The sequence below is a fragment of the Rahnella variigena genome (assembly GCF_003610915.1).
In the GTDB taxonomy this organism is placed as follows: domain Bacteria; phylum Pseudomonadota; class Gammaproteobacteria; order Enterobacterales; family Enterobacteriaceae; genus Rahnella; species Rahnella variigena.
The window spans coordinates 4,324,325-4,351,145 of the sequence record NZ_NSDJ01000001.1; the positions used below are offsets into that span (position 1 = coordinate 4,324,325).

23 protein-coding genes, 1 tRNA gene and 2 pseudogenes are annotated in these 26,821 nt (G+C 50.5%); 12 read left to right on the forward strand and 14 right to left on the reverse strand.

Annotated elements, in window-relative coordinates; translation table 11 throughout:
* Nucleotides 1–10 precede the first annotated feature (10 nt).
* The 3 genes and pseudogenes from CKQ54_RS19850 to CKQ54_RS19860 form a co-directional block, all read right to left on the reverse strand.
* Nucleotides 11–3,258: pseudogene (locus CKQ54_RS19850) on the reverse strand (type I restriction endonuclease subunit R).
* On the reverse strand, nucleotides 3,255–4,616 hold the full coding sequence (locus tag CKQ54_RS19855) for a restriction endonuclease subunit S (protein WP_120163178.1): 1,362 nt from the start codon (nucleotides 4,614–4,616) through the stop codon (nucleotides 3,255–3,257). The pseudogene CKQ54_RS19850 and the gene CKQ54_RS19855 overlap by 4 nt, the downstream one beginning before the upstream one ends.
* Entirely contained in the window at nucleotides 4,613–6,961 is a 2,349-nt protein-coding gene (locus CKQ54_RS19860) for a type I restriction-modification system subunit M (RefSeq protein ID WP_120163179.1), read from the reverse strand. The genes CKQ54_RS19855 and CKQ54_RS19860 overlap by 4 nt, the downstream gene beginning before the upstream one ends.
* 235 nt (nucleotides 6,962–7,196) lie before the next feature.
* Between CKQ54_RS19860 and CKQ54_RS19865 the strand changes: the two genes are divergently transcribed.
* The gene (locus CKQ54_RS19865; protein WP_120163180.1) at nucleotides 7,197–8,984 is read left to right on the forward strand and encodes a methyl-accepting chemotaxis protein; all 1,788 of its coding nucleotides are present in this window, start codon (nucleotides 7,197–7,199) and stop codon (nucleotides 8,982–8,984) included.
* 86 nt (nucleotides 8,985–9,070) lie between these two features.
* Here the strand turns inward: CKQ54_RS19865 and CKQ54_RS19870 are convergent, their stop codons facing one another.
* The 4 genes from CKQ54_RS19870 to CKQ54_RS19885 form a co-directional block, all read right to left on the reverse strand.
* Nucleotides 9,071–10,228, reverse strand: coding sequence for a M20 aminoacylase family protein (locus CKQ54_RS19870; protein WP_112290894.1), 1,158 nt, complete (start codon nucleotides 10,226–10,228; stop codon nucleotides 9,071–9,073).
* Between the two features lie 136 nt (nucleotides 10,229–10,364).
* A complete protein-coding gene (locus CKQ54_RS19875; protein ID WP_120163181.1) occupies nucleotides 10,365–10,598 on the reverse strand; it encodes a putative hemolysin in 234 nt (77 codons plus the stop codon).
* A 226-nt stretch (nucleotides 10,599–10,824) separates the two neighbouring features.
* On the reverse strand, nucleotides 10,825–11,544 hold the full coding sequence (locus CKQ54_RS19880) for a DUF554 domain-containing protein (protein WP_120163182.1): 720 nt from the start codon (nucleotides 11,542–11,544) through the stop codon (nucleotides 10,825–10,827).
* A 47-nt stretch (nucleotides 11,545–11,591) separates the two neighbouring features.
* A complete protein-coding gene (locus CKQ54_RS19885) occupies nucleotides 11,592–13,079 on the reverse strand; it encodes a UbiD family decarboxylase (RefSeq protein ID WP_120163183.1) in 1,488 nt (495 codons plus the stop codon).
* A 155-nt stretch (nucleotides 13,080–13,234) separates the two neighbouring features.
* Here CKQ54_RS19885 and CKQ54_RS19890 point away from each other — a divergent pair, with 155 nt between their 5' ends.
* The 5 genes from CKQ54_RS19890 to CKQ54_RS19910 all read left to right on the forward strand — a co-directional run bounded on the left by CKQ54_RS19890 (nucleotide 13,235) and on the right by CKQ54_RS19910 (nucleotide 18,428).
* Entirely contained in the window at nucleotides 13,235–14,146 is a 912-nt protein-coding gene (locus CKQ54_RS19890) for a LysR substrate-binding domain-containing protein (RefSeq protein ID WP_113877982.1), read from the forward strand.
* 151 nt (nucleotides 14,147–14,297) lie between these two features.
* Entirely contained in the window at nucleotides 14,298–14,837 is a 540-nt protein-coding gene (paoA, locus tag CKQ54_RS19895; RefSeq protein ID WP_120163184.1) for an aldehyde dehydrogenase iron-sulfur subunit PaoA, read from the forward strand.
* The gene (locus tag CKQ54_RS19900) at nucleotides 14,834–15,784 is read left to right on the forward strand and encodes an FAD binding domain-containing protein (protein WP_120163185.1); all 951 of its coding nucleotides are present in this window, start codon (nucleotides 14,834–14,836) and stop codon (nucleotides 15,782–15,784) included. Before paoA ends, CKQ54_RS19900 begins: the two co-directional genes overlap by 4 nt.
* Nucleotides 15,785–15,787: 3 nt before the next feature.
* Complete coding sequence (paoC, locus tag CKQ54_RS19905; RefSeq protein ID WP_120163186.1) at nucleotides 15,788–17,986, forward strand: aldehyde oxidoreductase molybdenum-binding subunit PaoC; 2,199 nt, start codon at nucleotides 15,788–15,790, stop codon at nucleotides 17,984–17,986.
* 103 nt (nucleotides 17,987–18,089) lie between these two features.
* On the forward strand, nucleotides 18,090–18,428 hold the full coding sequence (locus tag CKQ54_RS19910; protein WP_120163187.1) for a helix-turn-helix domain-containing transcriptional regulator: 339 nt from the start codon (nucleotides 18,090–18,092) through the stop codon (nucleotides 18,426–18,428).
* Nucleotides 18,429–18,551: 123 nt separating this feature from the next.
* On the opposite strand, the gene CKQ54_RS19915 is transcribed toward CKQ54_RS19910, so the two are convergent.
* Nucleotides 18,552–18,809 carry a helix-turn-helix domain-containing protein gene (locus CKQ54_RS19915; protein WP_120163188.1) on the reverse strand — a complete coding sequence of 86 codons (258 nt, stop codon included), beginning with the start codon at nucleotides 18,807–18,809 and terminating at the stop codon, nucleotides 18,552–18,554.
* 19 nt (nucleotides 18,810–18,828) lie between these two features.
* Nucleotides 18,829–18,942, reverse strand: a complete 114-nt coding sequence (locus CKQ54_RS19920; RefSeq protein ID WP_112197217.1) for an ash family protein — start codon at nucleotides 18,940–18,942, stop codon at nucleotides 18,829–18,831.
* 216 nt (nucleotides 18,943–19,158) lie between these two features.
* Between CKQ54_RS19920 and CKQ54_RS19925 the strand changes: the two genes are divergently transcribed.
* On the forward strand, nucleotides 19,159–19,380 hold the full coding sequence (locus CKQ54_RS19925) for a hypothetical protein (RefSeq protein WP_120163233.1): 222 nt from the start codon (nucleotides 19,159–19,161) through the stop codon (nucleotides 19,378–19,380).
* Nucleotides 19,381–19,395: 15 nt separating this feature from the next.
* The gene (locus tag CKQ54_RS19930; protein ID WP_120163189.1) at nucleotides 19,396–20,043 is read left to right on the forward strand and encodes an HNH endonuclease; all 648 of its coding nucleotides are present in this window, start codon (nucleotides 19,396–19,398) and stop codon (nucleotides 20,041–20,043) included.
* 556 nt (nucleotides 20,044–20,599) lie between these two features.
* Here the strand turns inward: CKQ54_RS19930 and CKQ54_RS19935 are convergent.
* From CKQ54_RS19935 to CKQ54_RS19945, 3 genes are all read right to left on the reverse strand, one after another.
* A complete protein-coding gene (locus CKQ54_RS19935; RefSeq protein ID WP_120163190.1) occupies nucleotides 20,600–22,063 on the reverse strand; it encodes a P-loop ATPase, Sll1717 family in 1,464 nt (487 codons plus the stop codon).
* A 325-nt stretch (nucleotides 22,064–22,388) separates the two neighbouring features.
* Nucleotides 22,389–22,652, reverse strand: coding sequence for a colicin immunity domain-containing protein (locus CKQ54_RS19940; RefSeq protein WP_120163191.1), 264 nt, complete (start codon nucleotides 22,650–22,652; stop codon nucleotides 22,389–22,391).
* 26 nt (nucleotides 22,653–22,678) lie between these two features.
* Nucleotides 22,679–22,936, reverse strand: a complete 258-nt coding sequence (locus CKQ54_RS19945) for a helix-turn-helix domain-containing protein (protein ID WP_120163192.1) — start codon at nucleotides 22,934–22,936, stop codon at nucleotides 22,679–22,681.
* 112 nt (nucleotides 22,937–23,048) lie between these two features.
* Between CKQ54_RS19945 and CKQ54_RS19950 the strand changes: the two genes are divergently transcribed.
* From CKQ54_RS19950 to CKQ54_RS25840, 4 genes and pseudogenes are all read left to right on the forward strand, one after another.
* Nucleotides 23,049–23,321: a helix-turn-helix domain-containing protein gene (locus CKQ54_RS19950; protein WP_244220236.1), complete on the forward strand. Its 273-nt coding sequence runs from the start codon at nucleotides 23,049–23,051 to the stop codon at nucleotides 23,319–23,321.
* Between the two features lie 265 nt (nucleotides 23,322–23,586).
* A complete protein-coding gene (locus tag CKQ54_RS19955) occupies nucleotides 23,587–24,246 on the forward strand; it encodes a hypothetical protein (RefSeq protein ID WP_120163193.1) in 660 nt (219 codons plus the stop codon).
* Nucleotides 24,247–24,440: 194 nt separating this feature from the next.
* On the forward strand, nucleotides 24,441–24,920 hold the full coding sequence (locus CKQ54_RS19960; protein ID WP_112290909.1) for an Hcp family type VI secretion system effector: 480 nt from the start codon (nucleotides 24,441–24,443) through the stop codon (nucleotides 24,918–24,920).
* A gap of 44 nt (nucleotides 24,921–24,964) precedes the next feature.
* A pseudogene (locus tag CKQ54_RS25840) lies at nucleotides 24,965–25,171 on the forward strand (IS630 family transposase); the annotation flags it as partial.
* A 160-nt stretch (nucleotides 25,172–25,331) separates the two neighbouring features.
* Here CKQ54_RS25840 and CKQ54_RS19965 read toward each other — a convergent pair.
* Both CKQ54_RS19965 and proA read right to left on the reverse strand, forming a co-directional pair.
* Nucleotides 25,332–25,407 (reverse strand) — tRNA-Thr (locus CKQ54_RS19965).
* Nucleotides 25,408–25,565: 158 nt separating this feature from the next.
* Nucleotides 25,566–26,819 carry a glutamate-5-semialdehyde dehydrogenase gene (gene proA / locus CKQ54_RS19970; protein WP_120163194.1) on the reverse strand — a complete coding sequence of 418 codons (1,254 nt, stop codon included), beginning with the start codon at nucleotides 26,817–26,819 and terminating at the stop codon, nucleotides 25,566–25,568.
* Nucleotides 26,820–26,821 lie beyond the last annotated feature (2 nt).

Here is a 26,821-nt window from a genome sequence, read left to right on the forward strand (position 1 = left end):
CATTCACGTGTTAACCGGCTTTCAGCATATCTAAAATGAGTCTTGCATAGCCTTTAGCGATGGCGGGACTGGAGAGATATTGCAGCATGATTTCCTGCTGGGCGGCGTTACAGTCCATGATGGCTTCATCAACCGCTTTTGGAAAGTCTCCCAGCATCACCTGCTCAGACGTATTATTGGCAAGTTGCGTCATAACCGTCTGATTTTCAGAAATCTTGCCGCAAACAGTGTGTAAGCCGCTGATCAAATCTTTTTCCGTCAGATTATCGGTAATAAACAGTTCGTTTAAACGCTCCAGCACATGCGACAGAAAATCCTCTTTCTTGTCTTTGGGTTTCGCCGAGCCGACGTCATTGCCGGGTTGCAACCGGTCGTCACGACTGCTGTCGGTAAGCCGCAGACTTTGCTCGCGTATTTTCGATAAACGGTAATGGCTCATCACCACGTTATGCAAATCCACGTCGTCTTCCTGCACGTTTTGTTCCCGCAGTAACGGGCGCAGATGCCGTGCGAACAGGCTTATTTTCTCCAGATCTTTATTATCGTAATCGACAATCTGCGAAATGAACTCATAGAAACGGACAAAGCTGCCGAGGTCTTTTTTGAAGATTTCCAGCCGGTCTTTTTCCTTTTTGCAGTCTTTAAAGGTGTTTTCCGCATTGGCGATTAATATTGGCTCACTTGTCTTTTTAGTAATTTCGAACATCTTTTTTGCCTGCTTATAGGCTTCAATCGCAGAGGCATAGCGTTTCTCCCAGCGCACCACGGCCGGTCTGCTGATATTACTGAGCGCGGCGCTGGATTTGTTTTTGCTGAAAAAGGCGGTGCAAAACTGTTCGACTTCATTCCACTGAAAAATCCCGCTGGTGCGCAGTTTTTCAAACAGCTCGAAAACGAGCGCCGGATCGGATACGTCCATCAGCTCAGCGGTCTGATAATAAGGCTGAAAGGCAGCGAGGATTTCCTCCGGCTGGTTATAGAAATCGAGGATAAAAGTGCCGGATTCGGCTTTGACGGGATAAATACGGTTCAGGCGTGAAAGGGTCTGTACGCATTCGACGCCGCCGAGCGGTTTATCGACATACATGGCGCACAGTTTCGGCTGATCAAATCCCGTCTGGAATTTGTTTGCTACCAGCATCACCTGATAATCGTCGCTGTCAAAAGCCTTGCGCATATCACGCCCTTTCAGGCCGGGATTCATGTTGGATTCCGTGAATTTCTGCCCCAGTTGCCCGTCACTGTTCGGGTCGTTTTCGGTGAACTCCACTTCACCGGAAAACGCCACCATGGCGCTGATTTTCTGGTAATTATTTTCAATAATGTATTTGTCGAATGCCAGTTTGTAGCGCACCGCTTCCTTACGCGAGCTGGTGACAACCATCGCTTTAGCCTGCCCGCCGAGTAAGTTCATGACGTGATTTTTGTAGTGTTCGACAATCACTTTTACCTTTTGCGAGATATTGTGATCATGCAGCCGCACCCACTGACTCAGCCGCCTGCCGGCCTTTTTGCTATCAACTTCTTTATCGGCATCTTGCTGTTTCTGCGCCAGTTTATAAGCCACATGATAGGTGACGTAATTTTTCAGCACGTCGAGAATAAAGCCCTCTTCGATGGCCTGCCGCATGGAATAAACATGAAACGCCTGCGGCCGGTTGGTTTTAGACGCCGGTTCGTTCGGGTTGGGAAGACGGCCAAACAGTTCCAGCGTTTTGGCTTTCGGCGTAGCGGTAAAAGCGTAATAGTTGAGATTATTGCTGCCGCGCCGGGCCGCCATCGTGGCGTCCATGATGTCTTCGGAAGACAGCTCAACGTCGTCGCCGGTATTTTCCAGCATCAGCACTTCTTTCAGCTGACGCGCCGTTGAACCGCTTTGTGAAGAATGCGCCTCGTCGGCAATGATCGCGTACTGACGCTGTTTCAGGCTCACGCTGTTTTCAATCGCTTTCAGCACAAACGGGAACGTCTGGATGGTGACGATAATAATCGGCTGCGAGTTTTCCAGCGCGGCGGCGAGCTTCTCGGCTTTTGAGCCATCGCCGGTCTTGTTATTGATGCGCCCGACCACACCGTCGGCATGTTCAAACTGATAGATAGTGTCCTGAAGCTGATCGTCAAGCACCGTGCGGTCAGTGACCACAATCACCGAATGAAACTGCTTTTGTCCGCCGGCGTTATACAGCGTCGAAAGCTGATGCGCTGTCCAGGCAATCGAATTGGATTTGCCGGAACCCGCGCTGTGCTGGATCAGGTATTTATGTCCGCAGCCCTCTTCCGTTGCGGCACGCACCAGTTTATTCACCACATCCCACTGATGATATCGCGGGAATATCAGCGCTTCTTTTTTGTATTTCAGTCCCTGCCAGTCTTCTTTCTCATCGATTTGCAGATGCACGTAACTGCCCAAAATGGTCAGCAGGTTATCGGGCAGCAACACTTCATTCCACAGATAATCCGTCGCGTAACGGGTCTGGTCGGCGGGCATCGGATTGCCCTTTCCGCCTTCCGGCGTACCTTTGTTGAACGGCAGAAAAAAGGTCTGATCGCCCGCCAGCCGGGTGGTCATGAATACGTCGTACTGGCTGACGGCGAAATGCACCAGCGCCCCGCGCTTGAATGTCAGCAGCGGCTCCGGCTTTTGGTCGCCGGATCTTTCGGCAGGCGGGTGTCTTTGTACTGAGCGATGGCGCTTTGCACCGTCTGCTTAAACTCGGATTTCAGCTCCAGGGTGGCGACCGGCAGACCGTTGACGAACAACACCAGATCGATGCGCCAGCTTTTAGCTTTCACCCCGCTTTCCGCAAAATGCTCCGGGCTGGCATACGGGCTGTACACCAGCTCCGGCACCACGCGGCAGATATTTTGCCGGTAACGCGTCAGCGTATCGGGATTCAGGTCGTGCTCGGGTTTGAACTGGCACAAGGTAAAACTGGCATTGCGGATCTTCAGGTCGTGGCGCAATACGCCGAGGGTGCCGTAAGTACGCGAAAGTTTGTCCGTGGCGTTAGTGTCGGCTTTGCTTAACTGCGCTACCAGCGCATCGAGGAAATGACGTTCGGTATCCTGCGGATACACCCGCGCCAGCTTCTGCCACTCTTTCGGCTGCGTGGTGTGCACAAAGGTCAGAACGTCCTGCAGATACAGCGCCCGCTCGCGATCGTAGCCGTCCGGTTTACCGGTGATCCAGCCGTTAGCGCACAACTGCGCGATTATCTCATCCTGAAAAATCCGTTCTTTGGTCGGATCCGACATCATGCCATCACCTCGTCGGATTCGGTTTGCGTGACAGGAACCTGCCAGTCGCGGACGTCGATTTTACCGGTTACGGCGGCGGAAATCAGGGCGGTACGGCGTTCTTTAAGGAGTTCTATTTGTTGTTGAGCAATATCATCTAACTTTTCAAAATTTAATAATTCCTTGTCAAGATAGCTAGCAATAAATTCCTGTTCATCTAATGGCGGGAAACATAATATAAATTCTTTAATATCTTCTAGGCTCAATTGAATTTTAGTTCCGCCATACCCAACGCCTAACAACTGTTCTTTCGTCGAATCAGAAATAATACAATATGCTAACCAGCGCGATGATTTTACAAGCTCATTAGGTCGACATAAAGATATATGTTGACTCACATACCCATCGTAAATGGAGTTATCGGCAACGCAAACAGATCCTAAATCAGCAGTAATTGATATCAGGATATCATTTTTTTGTATTTTAGAACGCACCCCCTCACTACCATGCGGCACCGTTACGCGTTGAATAGAAATTAATTTTGGATCAATACTTTCTCTTGTCAAATTAGCAATTCTAAAGAAAATGGGGCCATCATCTGAATAATAATCGGCCCAGCCACGAGAACCGCTTGTGACAAAATCAAAAAAATATTTGCTCTTTTTAATAGTCCAATGCTCAGGCACTTCCCCCAACCACTCGACTCCCGAATCTTTCATCGGCACATCAGGATCCAGCCCTTTTGTCACAGCATGGCTGATCACCGCCTGACGTTTTTCTTTCAACAGTTCAATCAGTTGCTGCTGCTTGTCGATCAGGGTATCGATTTTGGCAGTTTCGTGATCGAGGAAGGCGGCGATTTGGTTTTGTTCTGATAGCCGGGTTAAAGGCAAACAAATTGCGCCGAATTGTTCATAGGAAATTGACTTCCCATCTCTGAGACTATCTGTTGTCGATTGTAACGCTGATATGAAAGGTGCACATTTCAGAAGATACTTATAATAGTTATGGCTTATCTTTTTAACATTATTCAAGACAGTATAAGCTGGAGAGACACATCCGGAGTATTTGCTATATTCAATACCGCCTTCAAAACTGCGAAGACTGATGACAAAATCATTTTGATCAACATGGCGAAATGAATCAGTCCCTTTTAAAGCCAGCATTACCTTTGAATCATTTAATAACATCATTAATGATTGAGGTAAGACACCATATTTTTGGCTTACAGCCAATTGAACATCATCTTTTAAAGCGGTCTTACGAATACTGGAAAAGATTCTTTTTCCCATTAAAACAGACCATTCTCTTGGTATTTCCCCCAGCCACTCAACCCCGGAATCCTTATATTCCCCATACGCCTTATACCGCCCGCTCATGAATGCACCTCCTGCAACAGCGCCATGATTTCGGCACTGATGGCATCGAGGTCGGCGTCGATCTCTTTCAGATCGCGTGGCGGCTGATAGACATAGAAGTGGCGGTTGAACGGGATCTCGTAACCGACGACGCCGATCTCGTTGTCCTTCGTATCGCGTTTGTCGGCGTTGATCCAGGCGTCACTGACGTGCGGTTTAACCTCACGGTCGAAATAGCTTTCGATAAGCTGGCTGGTGACGACAGAAGGGTCGAGCGGGACGTTTTCGTTATCGCGTAAATCACCGTCCGGTTCGAACTCGACCACTCTGCCTTTGTAGCGGAACGCGCCATACAACGGCTGTTCGCTCTCTTTCAGGACTTTCTTCACCACCGGTTCGGCTGCCGGATTTTTGGTGGTGATTGCGTCGATAAACTGCTTTCTCTCTCTGGTATCGAGCTTCATGCAAGCAACACTGAGCGCGGTTTTCAGTGAGTGATCAAACTGATTGAAATCGTTGCTGACGCTGTGTTTACCGCCGTCAGTTGCACCAAAGGCCATCTGGATCTGACGGGCTTTCTCCATCAGCGTGCGTTGCGCCAGCCACATTCTGGGATCGAGCAGGTCTTTAATCTGTTTCTCTTTTAGCTCGGGGAAATCGGCTTTAATGATGGCGCGGGCTTCGGTTTCTACCTGCGAAAAATCGCCATAAATCTGCGCATTCCACGGCGCGGCGAAATCCTGATACAACCGCTCCATCGGCGCGTTAAACGGCTTCGGCGCGAAACGTAAAGTGGCAATGGCCTGATCGTTGATTTGTGCAGAAAGGCGCAGCGGACGTTCAATGGTCAGGCGACGGTAGCCGAAATCGGTGCTGTTAAAGATTTTGCTGGCGAAGGTTTTCGGCGCGTCTTTTTTACTGCTGGCGGACTGGCGGCCACGGCTGGATTTTTGTTCCGGCGCTTTCTCTAATCCCAGCTCATACAGCGGGGTCGGATTGATCACCGCAAAATCACCAAAGGTGCGGGTGATGAGTCTGATGTCATCTTCACCCATCAGATTACGCTTCGATCCTAACGATTTGCGCATTTTACCGCACAGGTTTGAGCCGTCGATCAGCTGAACCTTGCCCTTACGCGCGCTGTCTTTGTTATTCGACAGGATCCACACATAGGTCGAAATGCCGGTGTTGTAGAACATGTCGGTCGGCAGCGCGACGATGCCTTCGAGCAGGTCGGCTTCCAGAATATAACGGCGGATTTCGCTTTCACCGCTGCCCGCCCCGCCGGTAAACAATGGCGAACCGTTAAGAATAATGCCGATGCGGCCGCCGCCATCTTTTCCGCCGTCGCGCATTTTGCTGATCAGATGCAGCAAAAACAGCAGCGAACCGTCGGAAACACGGGGCAATCCGGCACCGAAACGACCATCAAAACCTTTCAGGGTATGTTCGTCGCTGATCTCGGTTTCGATTTTCTTCCAGTCCACACCGAACGGCGGATTGGAGAGCATGTAGTCAAATTTATCGGCAGGAAGCTGATCGTTGGAAAGTGTATTGCCGAGTTTAATCAGGCTGACGTCCTGCCCTTTGATCAGCATGTCCCCTTTGCAAATGGCGTAGGATTCCGGGTTCAGTTCCTGTCCGAATGCCCGCATCACGGCGTTCGGATTCAGCTCGTGCAGGTATTCCATCCCCGCGGATAAAAAGCCGCCCGTCCCCGCTGTCGGATCGTAAATGGTGCGGATGATCCCGTCGCGGGTCAACGCCTCATCATCTTTCATAAACACCAGCGCGGTGGTCAGTCGCACAATGTCACGCGGCGTAAAGTGCTCACCCGCCGTTTCATTGGAGCCTTCGGCAAAGCGGCGGATCAGTTCTTCAAACACCAGGCCCATATCGTGGTTGGATACCGCCGCCGGGCTGAGATCGGTCGCTGCGACTTTTTGCACCACTTTATACAACAAATTGGCTTCGTCGAGCTGACTGATAAATTCGCTGAATTTGAAGTGTTCAAAAATCTCGCGGGCATCGGTGGAGAAGCTCTGAATGTAGTTCTCCAGATTATCCCGGGTGTCTTTTTGTCCAAGCTTGCTGAGGTTCATCGGCGAGGTGTTGAAAAACGCCAGTCCGCCGGTGGCGCGCAAAATCAGCTTCTCCTGCGCTTCTTCCGGCAACGCCATGGCGTGCACTTTTTGCGCCTGTATCACGACCGCGTCTTTGCTGTTTTCCAGCACGCATTCCAGACGGCGCAGCAAGGCAAAGGGAAGAATGATGCGTCCGTACTGCGACTGTTTGAAATCACCACGTAGCAAATCAGCCACTGACCAGATAAAGGCAGCGGTTTGGGAAAAGTCCATTTTGGTCATAGTTCATCCATGGTGTGCAGGTTGATGAGAGATAAGCGCATTGTTCAACTTATTAAACTCAATAAACCTTACAAATACCATGGATATTTAACTTTTATTCTTATACAACAAAATGTTACGTGCATCACTTAAACAAGCATGTAATTTAACGCTAAGAATTTTTTTGTGATCGACTTCAAGTTTTTCCCTTTCCTGCCGATACCAAAAACTTAAGATTCCTTCCAGGGAAACGCCCATGTTAAAGACTATCCGCTCGCGCATTATCACCGCCTGTATCGCCATCGTAGCGTGCTCGCTTGTTATCAATACGTTCCTCAGTTACACCGTTGCTAACAAATACAACCGTCAGGCGACTGACAGTACGCTGAACGCGCTGACCTCCAGCCACACGCAAGGGATCAGCGACTGGGTGAGTTCTAAAACACGGATGATCGATTCACTGCAACAGGTTGCGCTGTCGGAAGATCCGATCCCGGTTCTCAAACAGATCGCCAGCGCAGGTGGGTTTACTAATGTCTACGTCGGATACGCAAATAAAACCGCGAAGTTCTCCGATCCGACCGGTGTGCCCGCAGATTACGATCCGACCGGTCGCCCGTGGTATACGCAGGCAGCCGACGCCGGACATCCGGTTGCCACGCCACCGTATATTGATGCAGGAACCGGTAAGTTAGTGGTGACTTTCGCCGTGCCTGTCATGGAATCTGGCACGCTGAAAGCGATTGTGGCGGGCGATGTGTCGATGGACAGCGTGGTGAATAACGTCAATACCGTTCATCCGACGCCGGGCAGTTTCGGCATGCTGGTGGATAAATCCGGCGTTATCATTGCACATCCTGACGCCAGTCTGGCGCTGAAACCCTTTACTGCACTGGCGCAGGGCGTGGATTTACCGGCGCTGTTAGCGGCGAATTCACCGCAGGATATTGAACTCAATGGTGTGGTGAAACGCGTGCGCGCCATGCCGGTGGCAGGCACGCAATGGTATACGCTGGTGGCGCAGGATCAGAAAGAGTCCACGGCGGGTATGCGATCCCTGCTGACGTCTTCGGTGATTACACTGATGGTGATCGTGTTGCTCTCCGCTGCGGTGATCGGGCTGATTATCAGCAAATCCTTCCGTCGCCTTTCTGTCGTGCGGGATACGCTCAACGCCATAAGTTCCGGCGAAGATGACCTCACGCAACGTCTGCCGACGGACGGCCACGACGAGGTGACGCAAATCGCGCAGGCATTCAACACCTTTGTCGATAAGCTCAGCAAGGTAATGTCGGAAATCCGCACCACCAGCGAATCGGTCAAAATTGCCGCCGATGAAATTGCCGCAGGGAATAACGATTTGTCCGGTCGTACCGAGTCCGCGGCGGCCAGCCTGCAACAAACAGCGGCGTCGCTGGAGCAAATCACTGCCACGGTTTCTCAGTCGGCAAGTTCCGCTAAACAGGCGTCCGGCACTGCGCGATCGGCCTCTGAAGCCGCCACACGCGGTGACGAAGTGGTGACCAGAGTCATCACGACAATGGAAAGCATTGAAACGGCGTCGTCGAAAATCGGCGATATTACCGGCGTTATTGACGGCATCGCTTTCCAGACCAATATTCTGGCGCTGAATGCCGCGGTAGAAGCCGCGCGCGCAGGTGAACAAGGCCGTGGTTTTGCGGTGGTCGCCAGCGAGGTGCGCAGTCTGGCACAGCGCAGCGCACAGGCGGCGAAGGAGATCAAAGTGCTGATCGAATCCACCGTCAGCAGCGTGGCATCGGGTTCAGCGCAGGTCCGGCTGGCCAGCGACAGCATGAGTGAGATCGTCAGTAATGTGGCGAATGTCAGCAGCGCGATGCTGGAAATCACTCACGCGTCTGAGGAACAGATGCAGAGCATTCACGAAATTAACCGTGCCATTACCCAGCTCGACGGCATGGTGCAGCAGAACGCGGCGATGGTTCAGCAATCCACCGGCGCCGCGTCGGCGTTGCAGGAACAGGCAACCGGACTGGCCATCGCCGTGGGGCATTTCCGGGTGTAATCAACGCTAATCAGGACGGGTCAATGTCATGAAAAAAGGCCGGACATCTGTAAAATGTCCGGCCTTTTTGTATGCGCTGTGCAGCGTTATGCTTTCAGTTCACGCTCAACCAGCGTCGTCAGCACGCCGATACCCAGCGGAATAATATCGTCATTAAAGTCATAACGCGGGCTGTGCAAAGACGCTGACGGCGTGGCGCCATCGGCACCTAACCAGAAGTACGCGCCCGGACAGGCTTCGAGTAAATAGGCAAAGTCTTCGGCGGCCATCGACGGCGCATTGTTGAAATGCACTTTCTGAATGCCCGGCGTGTTCTCTGCCGCGACACGCACAATATCCGCCTGCGCCGCATGATTTTGCGTCACCGGATAGCCATATTCCCAGCGCACTTCCCCTTTCACACCAAACGGCTGCGGCACCGCTTTGACGTATTCCTCAATCAGCTGCCAGCAGGTTTCACGGGTTTTACTGCTCAGGCAACGCAGTGTTCCCGACATTTGCAGCGTTTCCGGGATCACGTTGATGGCTTCACCGGCCTGAAGCTGGGTCAGGCTGATCACCGTTTGTTCCAGCGGCGACAGACGGCGTGAAATCAGACTTTGCAGAGATAAAATCAGTTGCGCGCCAGCCACCACCGGATCGGCACCAAGTTCAGGCATCGCCGCGTGGCAGCCCTTTCCGGTGAGGGTGATATAGAAATTGTCCTGCGACGCCATCATCGGCCCCTGACTGACCGCTACTTCGCCGACCGGCAAGCCCGGCCAGTTATGCAGCGCGTAAACCGCCTGCATCGGGAAGCGTTCAAACAGCCCTTCTTTCACCATCATTTCACCGCCACCGAAATTCTCTTCTGCTGGCTGGAAGATGAAATGCACCGTGCCGCGAAAATGGCGGTTCTCACTAAGATGTTTTGCCAGACCCAGCAAAATCGACGTATGCCCGTCGTGACCGCAGGCGTGCATCAGCCCCGGATTTTGCGACTGGTGAGCGAAGTCATTCAGTTCATGAATAGGCAAGGCATCGATATCTGCGCGCAAGCCAATGGAGGGCCCTTCGCCATTTCGCAACGTGGCGATAACGCCGGTTTCCGCAATTCCGGTGTGAACTTCAAGACCAAATGACAGCAACAGCTCACTGATTATTTTTGCGGTGCCATGTTCATTCAGCCCCAGTTCCGGGCGCATATGAAAGTCCCTGCGCCAGTGTTTTGCCTGCTCAATAATGTGTTGGGAAATGACCGCCATAAACCCTCTGTGCTGTTCTGAATCCAAAGCGATGAGTTGCTCTCACCGGCACGCTAATGGGTTCAAAGTATCACATCCCGTCGTGAACAGATAAACGTGAAATCGGGTTGTTTGCCTGTGCCTGGCACGTTAATTATTATCCGTGATCCCTGCGGTACAGTTCCCATTCATCGATACCCCGGCCATCCGCGAATACACAGTCGGCACGGACACCGTGCGGCGTTTGCACACTCACCGATCTGCCGCCTCTCTCATGGCAATAGACCGCCGCCGGATTCGCCATCCCGGTCTGATGTTTTTGCGGTTTAGGATGCTCACTGACACAACCTGCCAGTGCTGAAACCATAATGATAAGAAAGAGTTTTTTCATAACGAGCCTTCATAAAAAGAATAAGCGACGGAGGATTCTATTCCCCGCCGCGTTCAGTTTTCTACTCCCACATTCTTAAAAGGCGTGCTGTTTTGGCTTCGTTTATCAGGCGTTCAGCTTTCAGGACAATCTCGTTTTCGCCACGGTTCGCAAACACGAAGAAGGCGGCAACCGCCGCCTCTGCCGGAAGAAGCTGAGTGGCGGGTGATAGCGGAAATGGTCTGAATCAGAAGAAATGAACCCATAAGCTTGATATTGGCATGGCAAGGATCAGCGCCGGCAGCATATTGGCGACCGGGAAGATTTTGATGCCGCAAATACGGAAACCGGTGGCGAACATTAATACACCGCCGACGGCTGAGAAGTCCGCCTGCATTTCCGGCGTGGTCAGCGGCAGAATAAATACTGCGCCGTACGCCAGCAGCAACTGGATGATGAGCTGCGGCACCGCGACCACCGCCACGGCGAAACCGAGTGTGGTGGCAAAAATAGCGGCGGTGAACAAATCGAGGAACGATTTGGCGATTAGCACGCTGGTATCACCGGTCATGCCCTCATGCATGGAACCGAAAATCCCGGTACCGCTGGCGCAAAACAGCACGATAATCGCCACGTAGCTTTGCAAAAACTGTTCCTGAGACGCCTGATCACCCGGATCGGATTTCACAAAAACCTCCACCAGACTGCGCGCTTTACTGCCCAGCTTGCCGATGCCCTTCTCCAGATAACAGAGTTCGCCCATCAGTGCACCGAGGATAACTGACAGCACCATCACCGGCATGTGGATGACTTTAACTACCAGCACGACGCCCATACACATCGAGGCCGCACCGAAAATCAGCGGCATCGACGTCCGCAGACGTTCCGGCAGCCGGTGACTGAGTAACGCGCCGACAATCCCGCCAAGCAATACGGCGGAACCGTTGATATAAGGTCCGATAATCATGAGTTATTACTCCTGGTCATTAACTTCATAGTTCCGCCGTTGCCTTCTTATTTTTTAGTGAAGCCTGGAATAAAGCGGTTCACATCCACGTCGAGGAACTCGCTGCGCTGGAAATTCGCTTTCAGGTTGTAAGGCACTGTGCAGTCGAAAATGGTTTTGCAGGCAATACCGTGGTCACGTATCGACGGGCTGAAGGCCGGATCGGAAGACGGATCAAGCGGATGGCAGCGCACACCGGGAATAAAGACCGTGCTGACGTCGCCCTGATAGCGTGTGGTCATCGCCCACATCACGTCGTTGAGATCGAACACATCAACGTCTTCATCCACCAGCATCACATGTTTCAGCTCAGAGAAGGCAGCAAATGCCAGCAGAGCCGCCTGACGCTGACGACCTTCATCCGCCGCAAAGCGTTTTTTCACCTGCAATACCGCGAGGTATTTACCGGTACCCGGTGACGGGCAGTGAACGTTCTGCACAAAGCCCGGCAGCGCACGTTCTACCATTTGCAAAATACTGGCTTCGGTCGGGATACCGGCCATATTGGTGTGTTCATCGCTCGGGCCAATACAGGTTTGCAGGATCGGATGGCGGCGGTGGGTAATGGCTTTCACTTTAATCACCGGCACTTCGGCCTGTGCCGCACCGGTATAACCCGGGAATTCAGGCATCGCTTTGCCGGTATTCGTGTTCTGGTCTTCACGGACGCGGTAGTTCGGCACCAGTTCACCTTCGATGACCACTTCGGCGTTGGCAATACCGCGCGCATTGACGGTCAGAGCATCCACCAGTTCCACGGCCTGATTACGCAGGCTGCCTGCGACCGACAGCTCGTCAAAGCCCAGCGGCGTAGTTGGCGGCTCAAAACACGCACCGATTTCAATCGCCGGATCAACGCCGATGCTGATGGTGATGGGCAGCGCTTTGCCTGCGGCTTCGGCTTTTTGACGGAACACATCCAGATGGCGGCCAGGCACAAAATACATGGAGATTTCATCTTTGCTCTGCACGCACAGGCGGTGAATAGTGACGTCATGCTCGCCGGTTTCAGGATCAGCGGCGTAGCACATGCCGAGGGTGAAATACGGACCCGCATCTTCCGGCGTATTGGTCGGTGCTGGCAAAATTTTCAGAATGTCGAAATCCGGATCGGTCGCCAGATGAACCACTTCCTGACAGACCGCTTTTTCACGCGGAATAACAATCGGCGGAATGGGATTCGATACGGAATCTTTTAGCATAAACGCCAGATTTTCCGGCGTGGTGCCAAACAGACGCGCCACACGTTTGCGCGAAGACAGCAGGCCAATCAGCACCCGCATGTCGTTATACCCTTTGACCTTATTAAAGATCATCGCCGGCCCCACCTGAGTCGGACGTTTTACGGTGCCGTGTGCGCCAACGTAGCGGTATACACCGGATAACTCCGCAATCGGGTCTACAGGTTCATCGGTGTAGATCAGTTCGTCGTCGTACTGGCTCAACACCTCCAGCGCGGAACGAAGATCAGTCACTTTTGTTTTTTCTTCAGACATCTCATGCCCCTTTAATTCATGTCATTGAGGATACAGCGGCCTGCTGTTCATCGCCGCTACCCCGCCAGTTTGCAAAGAATGGGTGATAAGAGTCCAATAACAATACGCGGCTTTTTAATAAGGGATTATTATGAGGAAAATGCACCGGAGGACATATGGATTACCGACAATTACACTCGTTTGTGGTGCTGGCGGAAGTACTGCATTTTGGTAAAGCTGCGCTGCAACTCAACATCGCCCAGCCCGCATTAAGCCAGCAAATAAAGGCACTGGAACAGTCTCTGGGGATCCCCCTTTTCACCCGTGATAAGCGCCATGTAGCGCTAACCTTCGAGGGGCAGCAACTGGTAGAAGAAGCGCGCATCGCCATCACCCACTACGAGAAATTCCTTGAGAACGCCCGCAGTTTGCGGCTTGGACATAAAGGACAACTCAAACTGGGTTATGTCGGATCGTCGATTCTGGATCCGGCACTGGCGCTGTTAATTAATGGTTATCGCAAACATAAACCCGATATTGATATCGTCATTGAAGAACATAACGTTCACGAGCAGCTAACACTTTTGCTCAATTATCAGCTGGATATCGCGCTGGTGCGTTCACCTGTGCCGCAGTTCCCTGAGCTGGAATATCTCGACGTTGCTACCCGTCCGCTGATCGCCGTACTGCCCCGCGACCATCCGGCCTGTTCAGGACAAAAAATCGACCTATCTTCGCTGTCGGACTCTCCGTTTCTTATCCAGAAAGATCCGCCGGGTGTCGGCCTCGGCTGGTCAGCACTTAACGCCTGCCAGCAGGCCGGATTTGTGCCGCAGAAAATTCAGTTCACACGCGATGTGTCGGTGGCTATCGGGCTGGTATCGATGGGCATGGGCGTGACGTTAGTCCCGGAAACCCAGCGATCAGTGATGATCCCCGATGTGAATTACTGCTTCCTGACCGATCCCGGTGCGACCACCACGCTGACGCTCAGCTGGCAGCGGCATCTGAAAAACAAAGCACTGGCGGATTTCATCCGTTATGCGCGGGAACTGACGAAGCCGGTGAAGGGAAAAAAGCAGGACTGAAAGTGGAATAAACTGAAGAAGCCGGACTTCAGGATTAATCCCAACGCCATCGCCGACTATGCTTAAGGCTTCGTGATAAAAAAATGCCGCAAAGGCACCCGCGAAGTCACCCCCTTTTTAGATTCAAATTTTGTAATACCGGAGGTCTGGCATGAGCAACCATGACAATGAAACACATCAGTCCCATCTTAAAATGAAAGTGAACGGCCAGATCCGCCAGCTGGTCGTGGATACACGCACCACCCTGCTGGACGCCTTGCGCGAAAACCTGCAACTGACCGGCACTAAAAAAGGGTGCGATCACGGTCAGTGCGGTGCCTGTACCGTTATCGTCGATGGCCGCCGTATCAACTCCTGCCTGACATTGGCGGTGATGCATCAGGACGCCGACGTCACCACTATTGAAGGTCTTGGCACGCCTGACAACCTGCATCCGATGCAGGCCGCATTTATCAGACACGACGGCTACCAGTGCGGTTACTGCACGCCGGGGCAGATCTGCTCCTCAGTCGCCGTGTTGCAGGAAATCGAAAGTGGTATTCCCAGCCACGTCACGCTGGATCTGGTTTCCCCTCCACCGCGTACCGCAGAAGAAATCCGCGAACGCATGAGTGGCAATATCTGCCGCTGCGGCGCGTATTCCAACATTCTTGCCGCGATTAAAGACGTCGCCGGAGGGCAAAAACCATGAAGGCTTTTACCTATGAACGGGTTAAGACACCCGCCGGCGCCGCCAGCAGTGCCTTGCAGCATCCCGGTGCAAAATTTATTGCGGGCGGCACCAACCTGCTGGATCTGATGAAACTTGAGATCGAGCAACCTTCCCATCTGATCGACGTCAACGGTCTGGCACTGGATACCATTGTACCCGACGGCAACGGCGGCTTGCGCATTGGCGCGCTGGTACGTAATACCGATCTGGCCGCTGATTTGCGCATCCGCCGCGACTATGCCGTGCTGTCGCGGGCGCTGCTGGCGGGAGCCTCCGGCCAGTTACGCAATCAGGCGACTACCGCCGGTAACCTGCTCCAGCGTACCCGCTGCCCGTATTTTTACGATACCAACCAGCCGTGCAATAAACGCCAGCCCGGCAGTGGTTGTGCGGCCATCAGGGGCTTCAGTCGCCAGCATGCCGTCGTCGGCGCAAGCGCGGCCTGCATCGCCACACACCCGAGCGACATGGCTGTCGCGATGCAATTGCTCGATGCCGTAGTCGAAACCATCAACCCTGACGGCGCAGTACGCCGCATTCCGCTGGCCGACTTTTACCTTGCACCGGGCGATACGCCACATCTGGAAACCGTGCTGGCCACAGGTGAACTGATCACCGCCGTTATCCTGCCGCCCCCTGCGGGAGGCACGCATGTTTACCGCAAAGTCCGTGACCGCGCCTCTTACGCTTTTGCGCTGGTGTCCGTTGCTGCCATCGTACAGCCCGACGGCACCGGTCGTGTCGCACTCGGCGGCGTGGCGCATAAACCCTGGAGGCTGGCAGAAGCTGATGCACAGGTGGCGAACGGTGCGGGAGAGGTTTACGCGCGGTTGTTCGCCGCTGCGCAACCGACGCCTGAGAATGCGTTCAAGCTGATACTGGCGAAGCGAACGCTCGCCTCCGTGCTGACTGAAGCGAGGGCATAACAAATGAAATTCGACACGCCTGCAACTGACAACCCGATCGACCAGATGAAAGTGGTCGGTCGTGCGCATGACCGCATCGACGGTCCGCTAAAAACCACCGGCACCGCGCCCTACGCCTACGAATGGCAGGATGAAGTGCCGGGCGCAGCCTATGGTTATGTCCTTGGTGCCGCCATTGCCAAAGGCCGTATCATCTCGATGGATCTGCATGACGCAGAACACGCACCCGGCGTGCTGGCGATCGTCACGGCGGCCAACGCCGGTAAGCTCGGCAAAGGCGACATGAATGCCGCCACGCTGCTGGGCGGCCCGCAGATTGAGCACTACCATCAGGCGATTGCCGTGGTTGTGGCAGAGACCTTCGAGCAGGCACGCGCCGCCGCGTCACTGATCAACGTTGATTACCAGCGTGAACAAGGTGCGTACAGCCTGGCAGAGCAAAAGCCTGCCGTCACCACGCCGCCGGAAGATACGCCGGACAAAACCGCCGGTGATTTCGACAGCGCCTTCGCCGCCTCGCCGGTGCAGCATGACGCCATTTATACGACGCCGGATCAGAGCCATATGGCGATGGAACCGCACGCCTCACTGGCCGTCTGGGAAGGCGACAAGCTGATCCTGCGTACTTCGAACCAGATGATCGCCTGGTGTCGCAGTGAACTTGCCAAAACGCTGAATATTCCCGAAGAGAAGGTGCGGGTGATTTCGCCTTACATCGGCGGTGGTTTCGGCGGCAAACTGTTCCTGCGCAGCGATGCTGTGCTGGCAGCACTGGCGGCGCGTGCCGCGAACAGGCCGGTGAAAGTGATGTTGCCACGACCGCTGCTCCCTAATAACACCACGCACCGTCCGGCCACTATTCAGCACATCCGCATCGGCACGGATGAAAAAGGCCGCATCACTGCCATCGCGCATGAAAGCTGGTCGGGCAACCTGCCCGGTGGTACACCGGAGACAGCCGTGCAGCAGAGTGAACTGCTTTATGCGGGCAAAAACCGGCTGACCGGGTTACGGCTGGCACAGCTGGATCTGCCCGAAGGCAACGCCATGCGCGCTCCCGGCGAAGCGCCTGGTCTGATGGCACTGGAAATCGCTATCGACGAAGTGGCGGAGAAAGCCGGCGTTGATCCGGTGGAGTTTCGTATTCTGAACGACACGCAGGTCGATCCGCTCAATACCGAGCGTTTCTTTTCACGCCGTCAGTTGATCGAGTGCCTGCGTACCGGCTCAGATAAATTCGGCTGGCACCGGCGTCATACCACACCGGCACAGGTTCGCGACGGACGCTGGCTGATCGGTATGGGTGTCGCGGCGGGTTTTCGTAACAATCTGCTGGATAAATCCGGTGCGCGGGTGCATCTCGACGCGCAGGGCATCGTGACGGTGGAGACCGATATGACCGATATCGGCACCGGCAGTTACACCATCATCGCCCAGACCGCCGCCGAGATGATGGGCGTTCCGCTGGAAAAAGTGGTCGTGCGTTTGGGTGATTCCGACTTCCCGGTGTCTGCCGGTTCCGGCGGCCAGTGGGGTGCGAATACGTCTACCGCCGGGGTGTACGCCGCCTGCGTGAAACTGCGCGAAGCTGTCGCTGAAAAGCTCGGGTTTAATGCGGATGACGCCGTGTTTACCGATGAACTGATTTGTCAGGGCGAGCGCACCGCCCCGCTCGCCAAAGCCGCAGCCAGCGGAACCCTCACAGTGGAAGACACCATCGAGTTCGGCGGGCTGGACAAGACGTTCCAGCAATCGACCTTCGCAGCGCATTACGTGGAAGTCGGCGTGGATATCGCCACCGGCGAAACCCGTGTCCGCCGCATGCTGGCGGTCTGCGCTGCAGGCCGGATACTTAACCCGAAAACGGCACGCAGCCAGGTGATCGGCGCGATGACCATGGGCGTCGGCGCGGCCCTGACGGAAGAACTGAATATCGATAAGGAGTTGGGATACTTCGTGAATCACGATCTTGCAGCCTATGAAGTGCCGGTTCACGCCGACATCCCTGATCAGGAAGTGATTTTCCTCGACGACACAGACCCGGTTTCTTCCCCCATGAAAGCCAAAGGCGTCGGCGAACTGGGCCTGTGTGGCGTCAGCGCCGCCATCGCCAATGCCATTTATAACGCCACAGGCATCAGGGTTCGCGATTATCCGGTAACACTGGATAAGCTGATTGAGGGGCTGCCGGAGATTGAGTGAGTGGGATAAGGGAAAATCCGTGCGCTTGCGTTACTGTCTTTTATAAGAGACAGTAACGCGGGATATTGATATATCTGGCTGACTTCAGGAAGAGGCAAAAACCATGAACGCGAAAGACACCGCAGGTGATTCGATCCCTGCATCAGTAAGCCGTGATGCAGAGATGATTGAGACGCTCCGCGCCAATCCGAAATATGCTGAAATTTATCTGCAAACGGCATTAGAGGAAATCTACGAAGAGGGTGGCGTTCCGGCCTTCCTCACGGCATTACGTCGGGTCATCGAAGCACGCGGTGGAGTCGGTGAAATCTCTAAAAAATCCGGTATAACGCGCCAGCACATCTACAGAGCGTTATCAGAGAATGGTAACCCAACTATCGGTACGCTAACGGAACTCACACGTGCTGCAGGGGTTCGGCTTTCGGCTGGGCAACATGCCTGATTGAGTAACTCGAAAAATCTTACCGACTGTTTTATAAGGGAGCCTATCTACTGGCTCCCTTATTGCATCTTTTGCACTAATAACTATTTATCAGTCTTGCCCGTCTAATTCATGTCGCAAACACTATTTGTCAGTAATCCGCGCGGTTCTTTGAACCAGATTTCCCTGCCGGTCATAATAACGGCTCGGCCAGACGATATGTGGTGGCACACCGATTGCCTGAGAGATAAGGATCTCTCCTTTCGGCCAGGGTCTGGAAAGTGCATTGGAAAGCGTGGAAGAACTCAGCCCCGCAGCGCGTGATACCGCTGCCAGCGTGGTGCCTTTCTTGCGAAGTGCCGCAATGATATCGGCGGGATGCCAGTCGTTGAGAGTATTCATGGATTGCTCCTTCAGATAGTTAATCACTACCACGGGAGCTGCGAAACCCTTTGGTGGTAGCCCAGACGAGGTTCGCAGTACCGGTTCTGAAGGCTACCGGCCAGCCCGAAGGCTGCCCCGCCTGAGCCACCATTGAGATACTGCATGTGGATTACAGCCACATTTTCAATAGTTGCGTCAAAGCGACGGCACTCTCAACGTGAGGTGCCGCCTTCAGATTACACGAGCTGCGAAACTCGGCTGCGGATTGTGCCGCAGCGGTGTAGATTATATCGGAAATCAGAAGGGCTGACCAAGTAAGTCGTTGAAGTTGCGAGGTGGGTTCCATGAAGTTTTTATGGAGGAAAAGATGGCTACTTATAAAGAAATAATTGCGGATGTGAAGTCCAGAACGGGTAAAACTATTCACACTCCTTGCTGGATTGCGCATGTCAAAGCAATGCATGGCTTGACCACACGACAAGCTCATAATCGACAAGATCCTGAAAAACGTGTGAAACCCTGCCCTGAGGAGTGGATTAGCGAAATAGAAAAATCTTTGCTGAAATTGGGAATGATCGATTCCCTATAATATTAAGGAGAAGAAATGCCAAAGCTTTTACCCGATTTTATTTCACGCCAGCAAATCATCGAGGCTATTCACGCTTATAACAGCGGTATCTTGCACAAGTTTGATGCTTCTCGTATTTATGACGTTATGCATGATGGGCTAAGCTACCCTCCCAAGGCCATCGTGGGTATTGCAGCGACAAAAATGACTGGCGTTGAGTTTACTCCAGAGGATTTCACAGGAGGAATAAAATCTAAATGTGTGAAATTACTTACAAATCAAGGCTTCGAAATCAGAATTAAAAAGGGAAAAGCATACTTTTCTACGAATAATGATCATCCTGATGAATTACATAGCACCGGTCAGTTTTGGGAAGGTTCGATAAAACAAATCACTGTTAACCTTTATGAAAGGGATATTGATGCAAGGAAGTCCGCGATAGCCCACCACGGTACAAATTGCCAAGTATGCAATATTGATTTCTGTAAGATATATGGCGAAATCGGCGAAGGATTTATTCATATCCATCATTTGATACCCCTCTCAACAATCAAAGAGAATTATCGAGTTGACACGATAAAAGATCTCGTCCCGGTGTGTCCAAATTGCCATGCGATGTTGCATAAACGGATACCGCCGTTTACGCCTGAAGAACTTAAACTGATTATTTCTAAGGATGGATGAGCAGACTTTATGATGTCCATAAAACGAGAGGAAAATATGACCTTAACGTTGTTAATGCGCAGCTCTGTGCGCAGGCTGTTATGACCTTTTTAGATATGCCTTTACTAGGCGATCAAAATTAATTAGCAAAAAAGGAATCTTATGTGAATTTTGAAGAAATAAAGGAGCTGATGCTAAATAGAAATATATCGAATAGATTAAAAACTAATAAAGTACAAGATAGAAATGGTGCCGACTACCGGAATCGATAACCAGAGTAAGTAATTGTTTTTTTATAAAGAAATTAACTCACAATTAAAAACACCCCCATAAATACCCCCTATTTCTCCCCAAGAAGTTAGTTCGCGATGTTTATTGATTAACATCATGCTAAGTAAACATCAGTGAGATGTTCTGTCATAGCCCTTTCAACAAAAAACTTATGCAAACAAAATTTAAATATTTTCGCCTGCTAATTAAGTCAACTAAAGGTGTGGCTAAATAATCATTCATCACAACAAATTAAAACTAGCCACACCTTAAAAAATCAATATAAACCTAAAACAAAAAATATTTTTTAAAAAGCCTTACCCTGAACAATATTTAGGTAGGGTCTGTATAGAAATGGTATTTTAAGTAAAGCATCATTCTTGAAAATTTTCTGGTCAATAAATCCTATTTCAGAAAGCTGGACTGAAATGCCCCTAGCTATATTGACATCGGCTTTCCAAATTTGAGCAACAGTTTCGAGAGTATGCTCTGCTTTTTGATTTTCCAGCGCCATAATATGCTCTCGCAAGTCTGGATACTCAGCAAATATTGTTTGTTCAAGCTTAACTTTTGATATTTCATAAGTTGCCTTTTTAATGGCTTGTCGACTAACAATATTTGGCGCCTCCGCTTTATCACTACTAATATCCTGCTCTCTACGCTCCTCAAGAACCGTTTGATTATAAAAGTGTATTAGTTCGCGAGGCGCGACGTAACCTAATCCATCTCGCACTCGACTAATAATCCAGTCAAAAGTGTCTGACTGTTTCTCTCCAACATCAACTTGTTTAGGGAATAGCGTATAGTAATATTCTTTTTGTTTATCAAAATCTGATTTTATTTTTTCAGCATCAATGGACAATTCATTTATTATCTCAGAATTTTCTAATGAGCGAATAACTATCAGGTTCAGAAGGTTGTTTAATGTCCACTCAATGTTCGTCGCACGCGTAATGTGACTTGCCTCTCTGAAGCCCTCTTTGGTTATTCTATTCCAGATGTCGTTTCTAAGAAAAATTTTTAATGATATGAACTCAAACTCTTCTAAATCAAGGTATACTTTAAACAACGCTCGAAGTGCATTTTTCTCTAAATCGAGACTTTGTTCGAAAGCAACATCTAATCGGTCGCACAGCAACCAAAATTTAATATCTTTCCCTTCAAGATATTTATTTAAAAAATCAAACAACTCATCAACTGAAATATACCCGACTTTCCTTTCTGCTTCTGTGGGGGTTTTGAAGGTTATTTTCCCAGTAATGCCCCCTTCAATTGTAGCCCCCCCCTCAACAGACTCAATATTAACTAATTGCCTTGCAAATCTCATTGCACTGTTTACAAATCTTTTTAAAGTGTTTTGTTGCTCAATTAATCCTGCCTCAATCAATTTATCAATTACAGTTTTAGCATGCCCACTATTATGTCCATTAGTTATCAACCAATCACATATGATTTGAAGAAAGTAAACCTTCCACAAGGTTATAAATTCTTTTTCTGCCGTTGGAGGTTCATCACTAACATCAGAAAATACTGTTTGACCCGTTGGCTTTTCTGCAGAAAGCAGAATCACTTTTTTCTCTTTAAACTCATCGATTCTTTTAAGTAATAACGTATACAAAGCGCTTTTACCAGAACCTTTAGCACCAAAGACAATATCCACATCACCATTATAAAGGGACTCCCACTGTTGGGTTTTGACAAAATAATTTGATAACTTTTCTGATTCTTGCTCAGCAACACGCTCACCAAAAGATATTCTTTCAAGTTTCATCTCAACTCCTTTTATTAAGCTCGCACTAAAAAATAGAGAATTAGTTTTGTTATGAAAATTATTCTTCATATACAGATAAAAAGTCAACCACTCATTTACACTTTGAGAATATCTATTAACAAAGATAGCCATCCTTATACTTAGCAGTTGGCTATACGCACCCTTTATGCGCCAAGATATTTTACTGGTGTAGAGTGAGTTAGAGCAGACAAATTTAGAACTGACGAAAATTGCACTACTCCGCACCCGCCTGCGGTTTTTGTAAGGCATAATTTTTTCAGTTTTCATTTTCTACAAACCGATACGCCAGACCGCCGCCCAAGGGTTATTCCTCATCCAAAACTGCCCGAACCCGCGCTTTAAGTTCATCAGCATCAAACTCATCCTTGTCACGATCATCATCAGGATTGAATTGATCTGCGAGACAGAAAATGGTCGAGCATTTTTCACTGTCCTGAAAGTTATCTTTCAGCGAATCGCCGTTATCACCCTCAGCTTTCCATAACATCTGATAAGGGTCAGCAAAATCTTCGGCTGAGATCTCGCCATTAATAAATGATCTGGCGAAGGTTAAAAGTTTCTGGCTCATTTTTGAGTATCCTGCAATTGAACAGACTACGATTGTTTTTTACTTTCATGATATTCAATAATCAGCGCAGCAAGCTCGTCTTCCTCCGCATAAAAATAGGCAACAGGCACATCCAGCACTTTAGCTATTCTGCTGACAGTATCCTGATCCGGCTGATGCTTGCCTTTCTCATACTGATTCATGCGCGCACTTGATGAGGCCTCATCAACTCCCGCCAGTACACCTAACTTGTATTGAGAAAGCCCGGCACGCAGACGTGCTTCCTTGAGTCTCTTGATCAACATGATGTCGGAGCCAACCTTTTCACTAAGTTATTCTTAGTTTTTTATTGTGTTATTTTTAAGCGCTGCGCATACTAAGGATAACTTAGTAACCACTATTATCCGGAGGTCTTACATGGCAGTTTCAAAAGATTGGCATACCGCTGACATCATCGCGGCAATCAGGAAGAAAGGGACAACAATGGCGGCGGTTTCAAGGGACGCAGGATTGAGTTCATCCACGCTTTCCAATGCGCTGGTAAGACCCTGGCCGAAAGGCGAAATGATCATTGCAAAGACGATTGGGGTTGAGGCAAAAGAGATCTGGCCAAGTCGGTATTTTTTTTGGGTAAAAAAGGAAAAAAATAGACAGAAAGCTGAGGTCTTAAATGAATTAATTGTTTTATGATATAAAAATTAAAGCAGAAATGGTGCCAACTACCGGAACACATAATATATCTTAATCATTGATGTGATTAATATTTCGCGTCAAACGACAGAGGATTAGTTATGGTTAATACTAATCTAATCCATGGCAGTGGCAGTGGCAAAACCGTAAGATGTGGAGTCGGGAGGGCTGGCATGTATACAGAGGAAGCCCCTTTTTATATATCCACTGCCAAAAGGGGGGAGTATACTCACACGCTGGGAACTGGCTAATAAAAGGAATTAGCATGAGCAATTATGAGGAAATCGCCACACGAATTGCCGATATCATTATATCACCTGACTCAGTATTAGGTTTTATTAACGGTGCTATTTCCGTACCTCTCGATCTGGGTTATATGGCGTATGGTGTATTCGACACTGATTCACATTACTCTCACGAAACTGAAACAATCAGAATAATCCAGGCGATGAGGAACGGAATTCTTAATTACGACCGTATTCTAGATGCGATAGAGATTGTTTTCTCAAAGTTTGATCAATATGTATCTGTAAGCAAACAAAACAAGGTGTTGAGCCGTGGCTCATTCTCAATAATAGGGCGCGCCGTTACTAATTCTGCGATTTCATCAACGATAGCTAAGGCAATTGCTCAGCGGGCTGGCTGGACAATAGCTCTGCGGGGGGGTGCTGTAGGTAACATTTTGCTTATAGGAGGAATGAAGGAGCGCTGTATAAGAACATCGGAACAGCTCAGCGTAGACGAACCTGAATTATATCAGGTGCTGCGTGTAAAAGATTATGACTTACTCTACTTTATGTTTGAACCGGCACTTAAACCCTTTGTGGATGCTCTGATCGTAAGACGACAACAGGGAATTCCCGCCTTTGATAACATACTGGAACGTGTAGAATCTAAAGTGAGTGGTGACCATGGGCATCATTAAGGGGATATTGGGTGCGTTGGTAGGCGCGATTGCTGTCTGGTTGGGAATATATTTCTTTTTCCACTTCGAAACCTGGACAATGAGACTACTTTCTATTTTTACGCTTGCAGTCTGCATATATCTTCTGGGGAAATTATTAGATAAATTTTTTCCAATGTAGTTATTTTAAATTACTCAATTTATAAGGATGTAAAATGTCAAATCCAGCATATTTATGGTTAACTGATGAAAATGGATCACCTGTTATAGGCGGTTCTTTAGTTTCTGGTCGAGTCGGAGCCATAGAATTAAAGTCGTTGACTCATAATGTACAGGTCCCAACCGACTCGAATACGGGACGATTAACGGGAACGCGGGTACATTCACCTTTATCATTTCAAAAGGAATTTGATAAGGTTACACCGCTTTTATACAAAGGACTGAGCCAGGGTCTTACCATGAAATCCGCAACGTTTAAGATGTACCAGATCTTAGATGCAGGCATCGAATCCGAGTATTTTAATATAATTCTTGAAAATGTAAAAATAACTTCAATTACACCGAACCTATACCAAGGCGGTCAGACGGGAACGCATTTTGAAACAATCCAAATGCGCTATGAAGCTATTACGTGGAAGTGTTGCGAGGGCAATATTATATTTAAAGATTCGTGGAACAACCGCTGGGTTGCATAAGCAGGCTATCTAACTGCGCGTAATACAGGAGTGGCTGAAGGTAAAATCCAAAGATTATTGTTATTTATCAGCCAGTTTACTCACTATGGGTTAACAGAATGGAACTCTTGTGGCTTACACTGCATGAAACGGTAACGCGTAAACGCCGTTGCAGGACAATGTGGCAGCTACTGAAAAATGTCAGACAGTTTATGAAATCAGCTTCACCGTTCCACGGCAGTCAGCATGGGTTAAGCAAAGTGGAGCGGTAACAGGCGCAGTTTTTTTAGACCGAATTCGAGATGCCCCGCATTGTGACCCCAATCATGTGTTCATTTCAATAGACACGGGTTGACACCAAACGAGTGGAAAAGGTATTTTCTTGTTTGATTGTAAAGAGTTTTATTGACTTGACTTGAAAATACTTTGGAATGGTGCCGACTACCGGAATCGAACTGGTGACCTACTGATTACAAGTCAGTTGCTCTACCTACTGAGCTAAGTCGGCATTTTGGAGTGTTACCGGGGGACTACGGGGTGCTAAATTAGTGAAATATAACGCTGCCGTCAAGCCCCCTGCAGTGCGTTTGCTGCTTTTCTCATCACCCTATGCAAAATAGGGGATTAGCACCGGCTTCATGACTAAAAATCCACCGGTGCTCACTGTTACGGACGGACTAAATCGTCGCCGTAACCAATCCATTTGTAGGTCGTCAGGGCTTCTAATCCCATCGGGCCGCGGGCGTGCAGTTTTTGGGTACTGACCGCCACTTCTGCGCCTAAACCAAACTGTCCGCCGTCTGTGAAACGGGTGCTGGCGTTGACGTACACCGCCGAGGAATCCACTTCACGTACAAACCTGTCCGCGCTGCTGATAGAACGCGTGAGGATCGCATCGGAATGTTCGGTGCCGTAAGTGCGGATATGCGCCACGGCGGCGTCCAGATCGGCGATGACCGTCACGTTCAGATCCAGTGACAACCATTCATCTGAATAATCTTCTTCAGTTACCGCCAGCACTTTCGCCGGGCCGTTTTGCAGATAAGGCATTGCGGATTCGCTGGCGTGTAACGTCACGCCTGCGCGGTGCATTTTGTCGCTCAGTTCCGGCAGGAATCGGGCGGCAATGGATTCATGCACCAGCACGGTTTCCAGGCTGTTACAGGCGCTCGGACGCTGCACTTTGGCGCTTTCCAGCACGGTCAGCGCTTTGTCGAAATCTGCACTTTCATCCACAAATGTATGACACACACCGATACCGCCGGTGATCACCGGAATGGTGGATTGTTCGCGGCACAGTTTGTGCAGCGCCGCGCCACCGCGTGGGATCAGCATGTCGACGTATTTATCCAGACGCAGCAGTTCTGCAACCAGTGCGCGATCGGGGCTTTCAATCGCCTGAACCGCCGCTTTCGGCAGCCCGCACTCTTCCAGCGCCATCTGGATGACGTTAACCGTCGCCTGATTAGTGTGGTGCGTTTCTTTGCCACCGCGCAGGATCACGGCGTTGCCGGTTTTCAGGCACAGGCTGGCGACATCGATGGTGACGTTCGGGCGCGCTTCATAAATCACGCCGATCACGCCGAGCGGCACACGGCGGCGTTCGAGACGCAGACCGCTGTCCTGCTGTGAACCGTCAATCACCTGCCCGACCGGATCGCTCAGGCGGCAGACATCGCGCACGTCGCTGGCAATGGCCGATAACCGCGCGGGCGTCAGCAACAGCCGGTCTAATAAGGCTTCGCTCATGCCGCTTTCGCGGGCGGCGGACATGTCGAGTTCGTTGGCAAGAATAATGCTCTGGCTGTTGGCCTCAAGCATGTCGGCCATCAGCATCAGCGCACGGTTTTTCTGCGCGGTGCTGAGGGTGGAGAGCTGCCAGGACGCGGCTTTCGCGGCCTTGCCCATCTCGTTAAGCATGG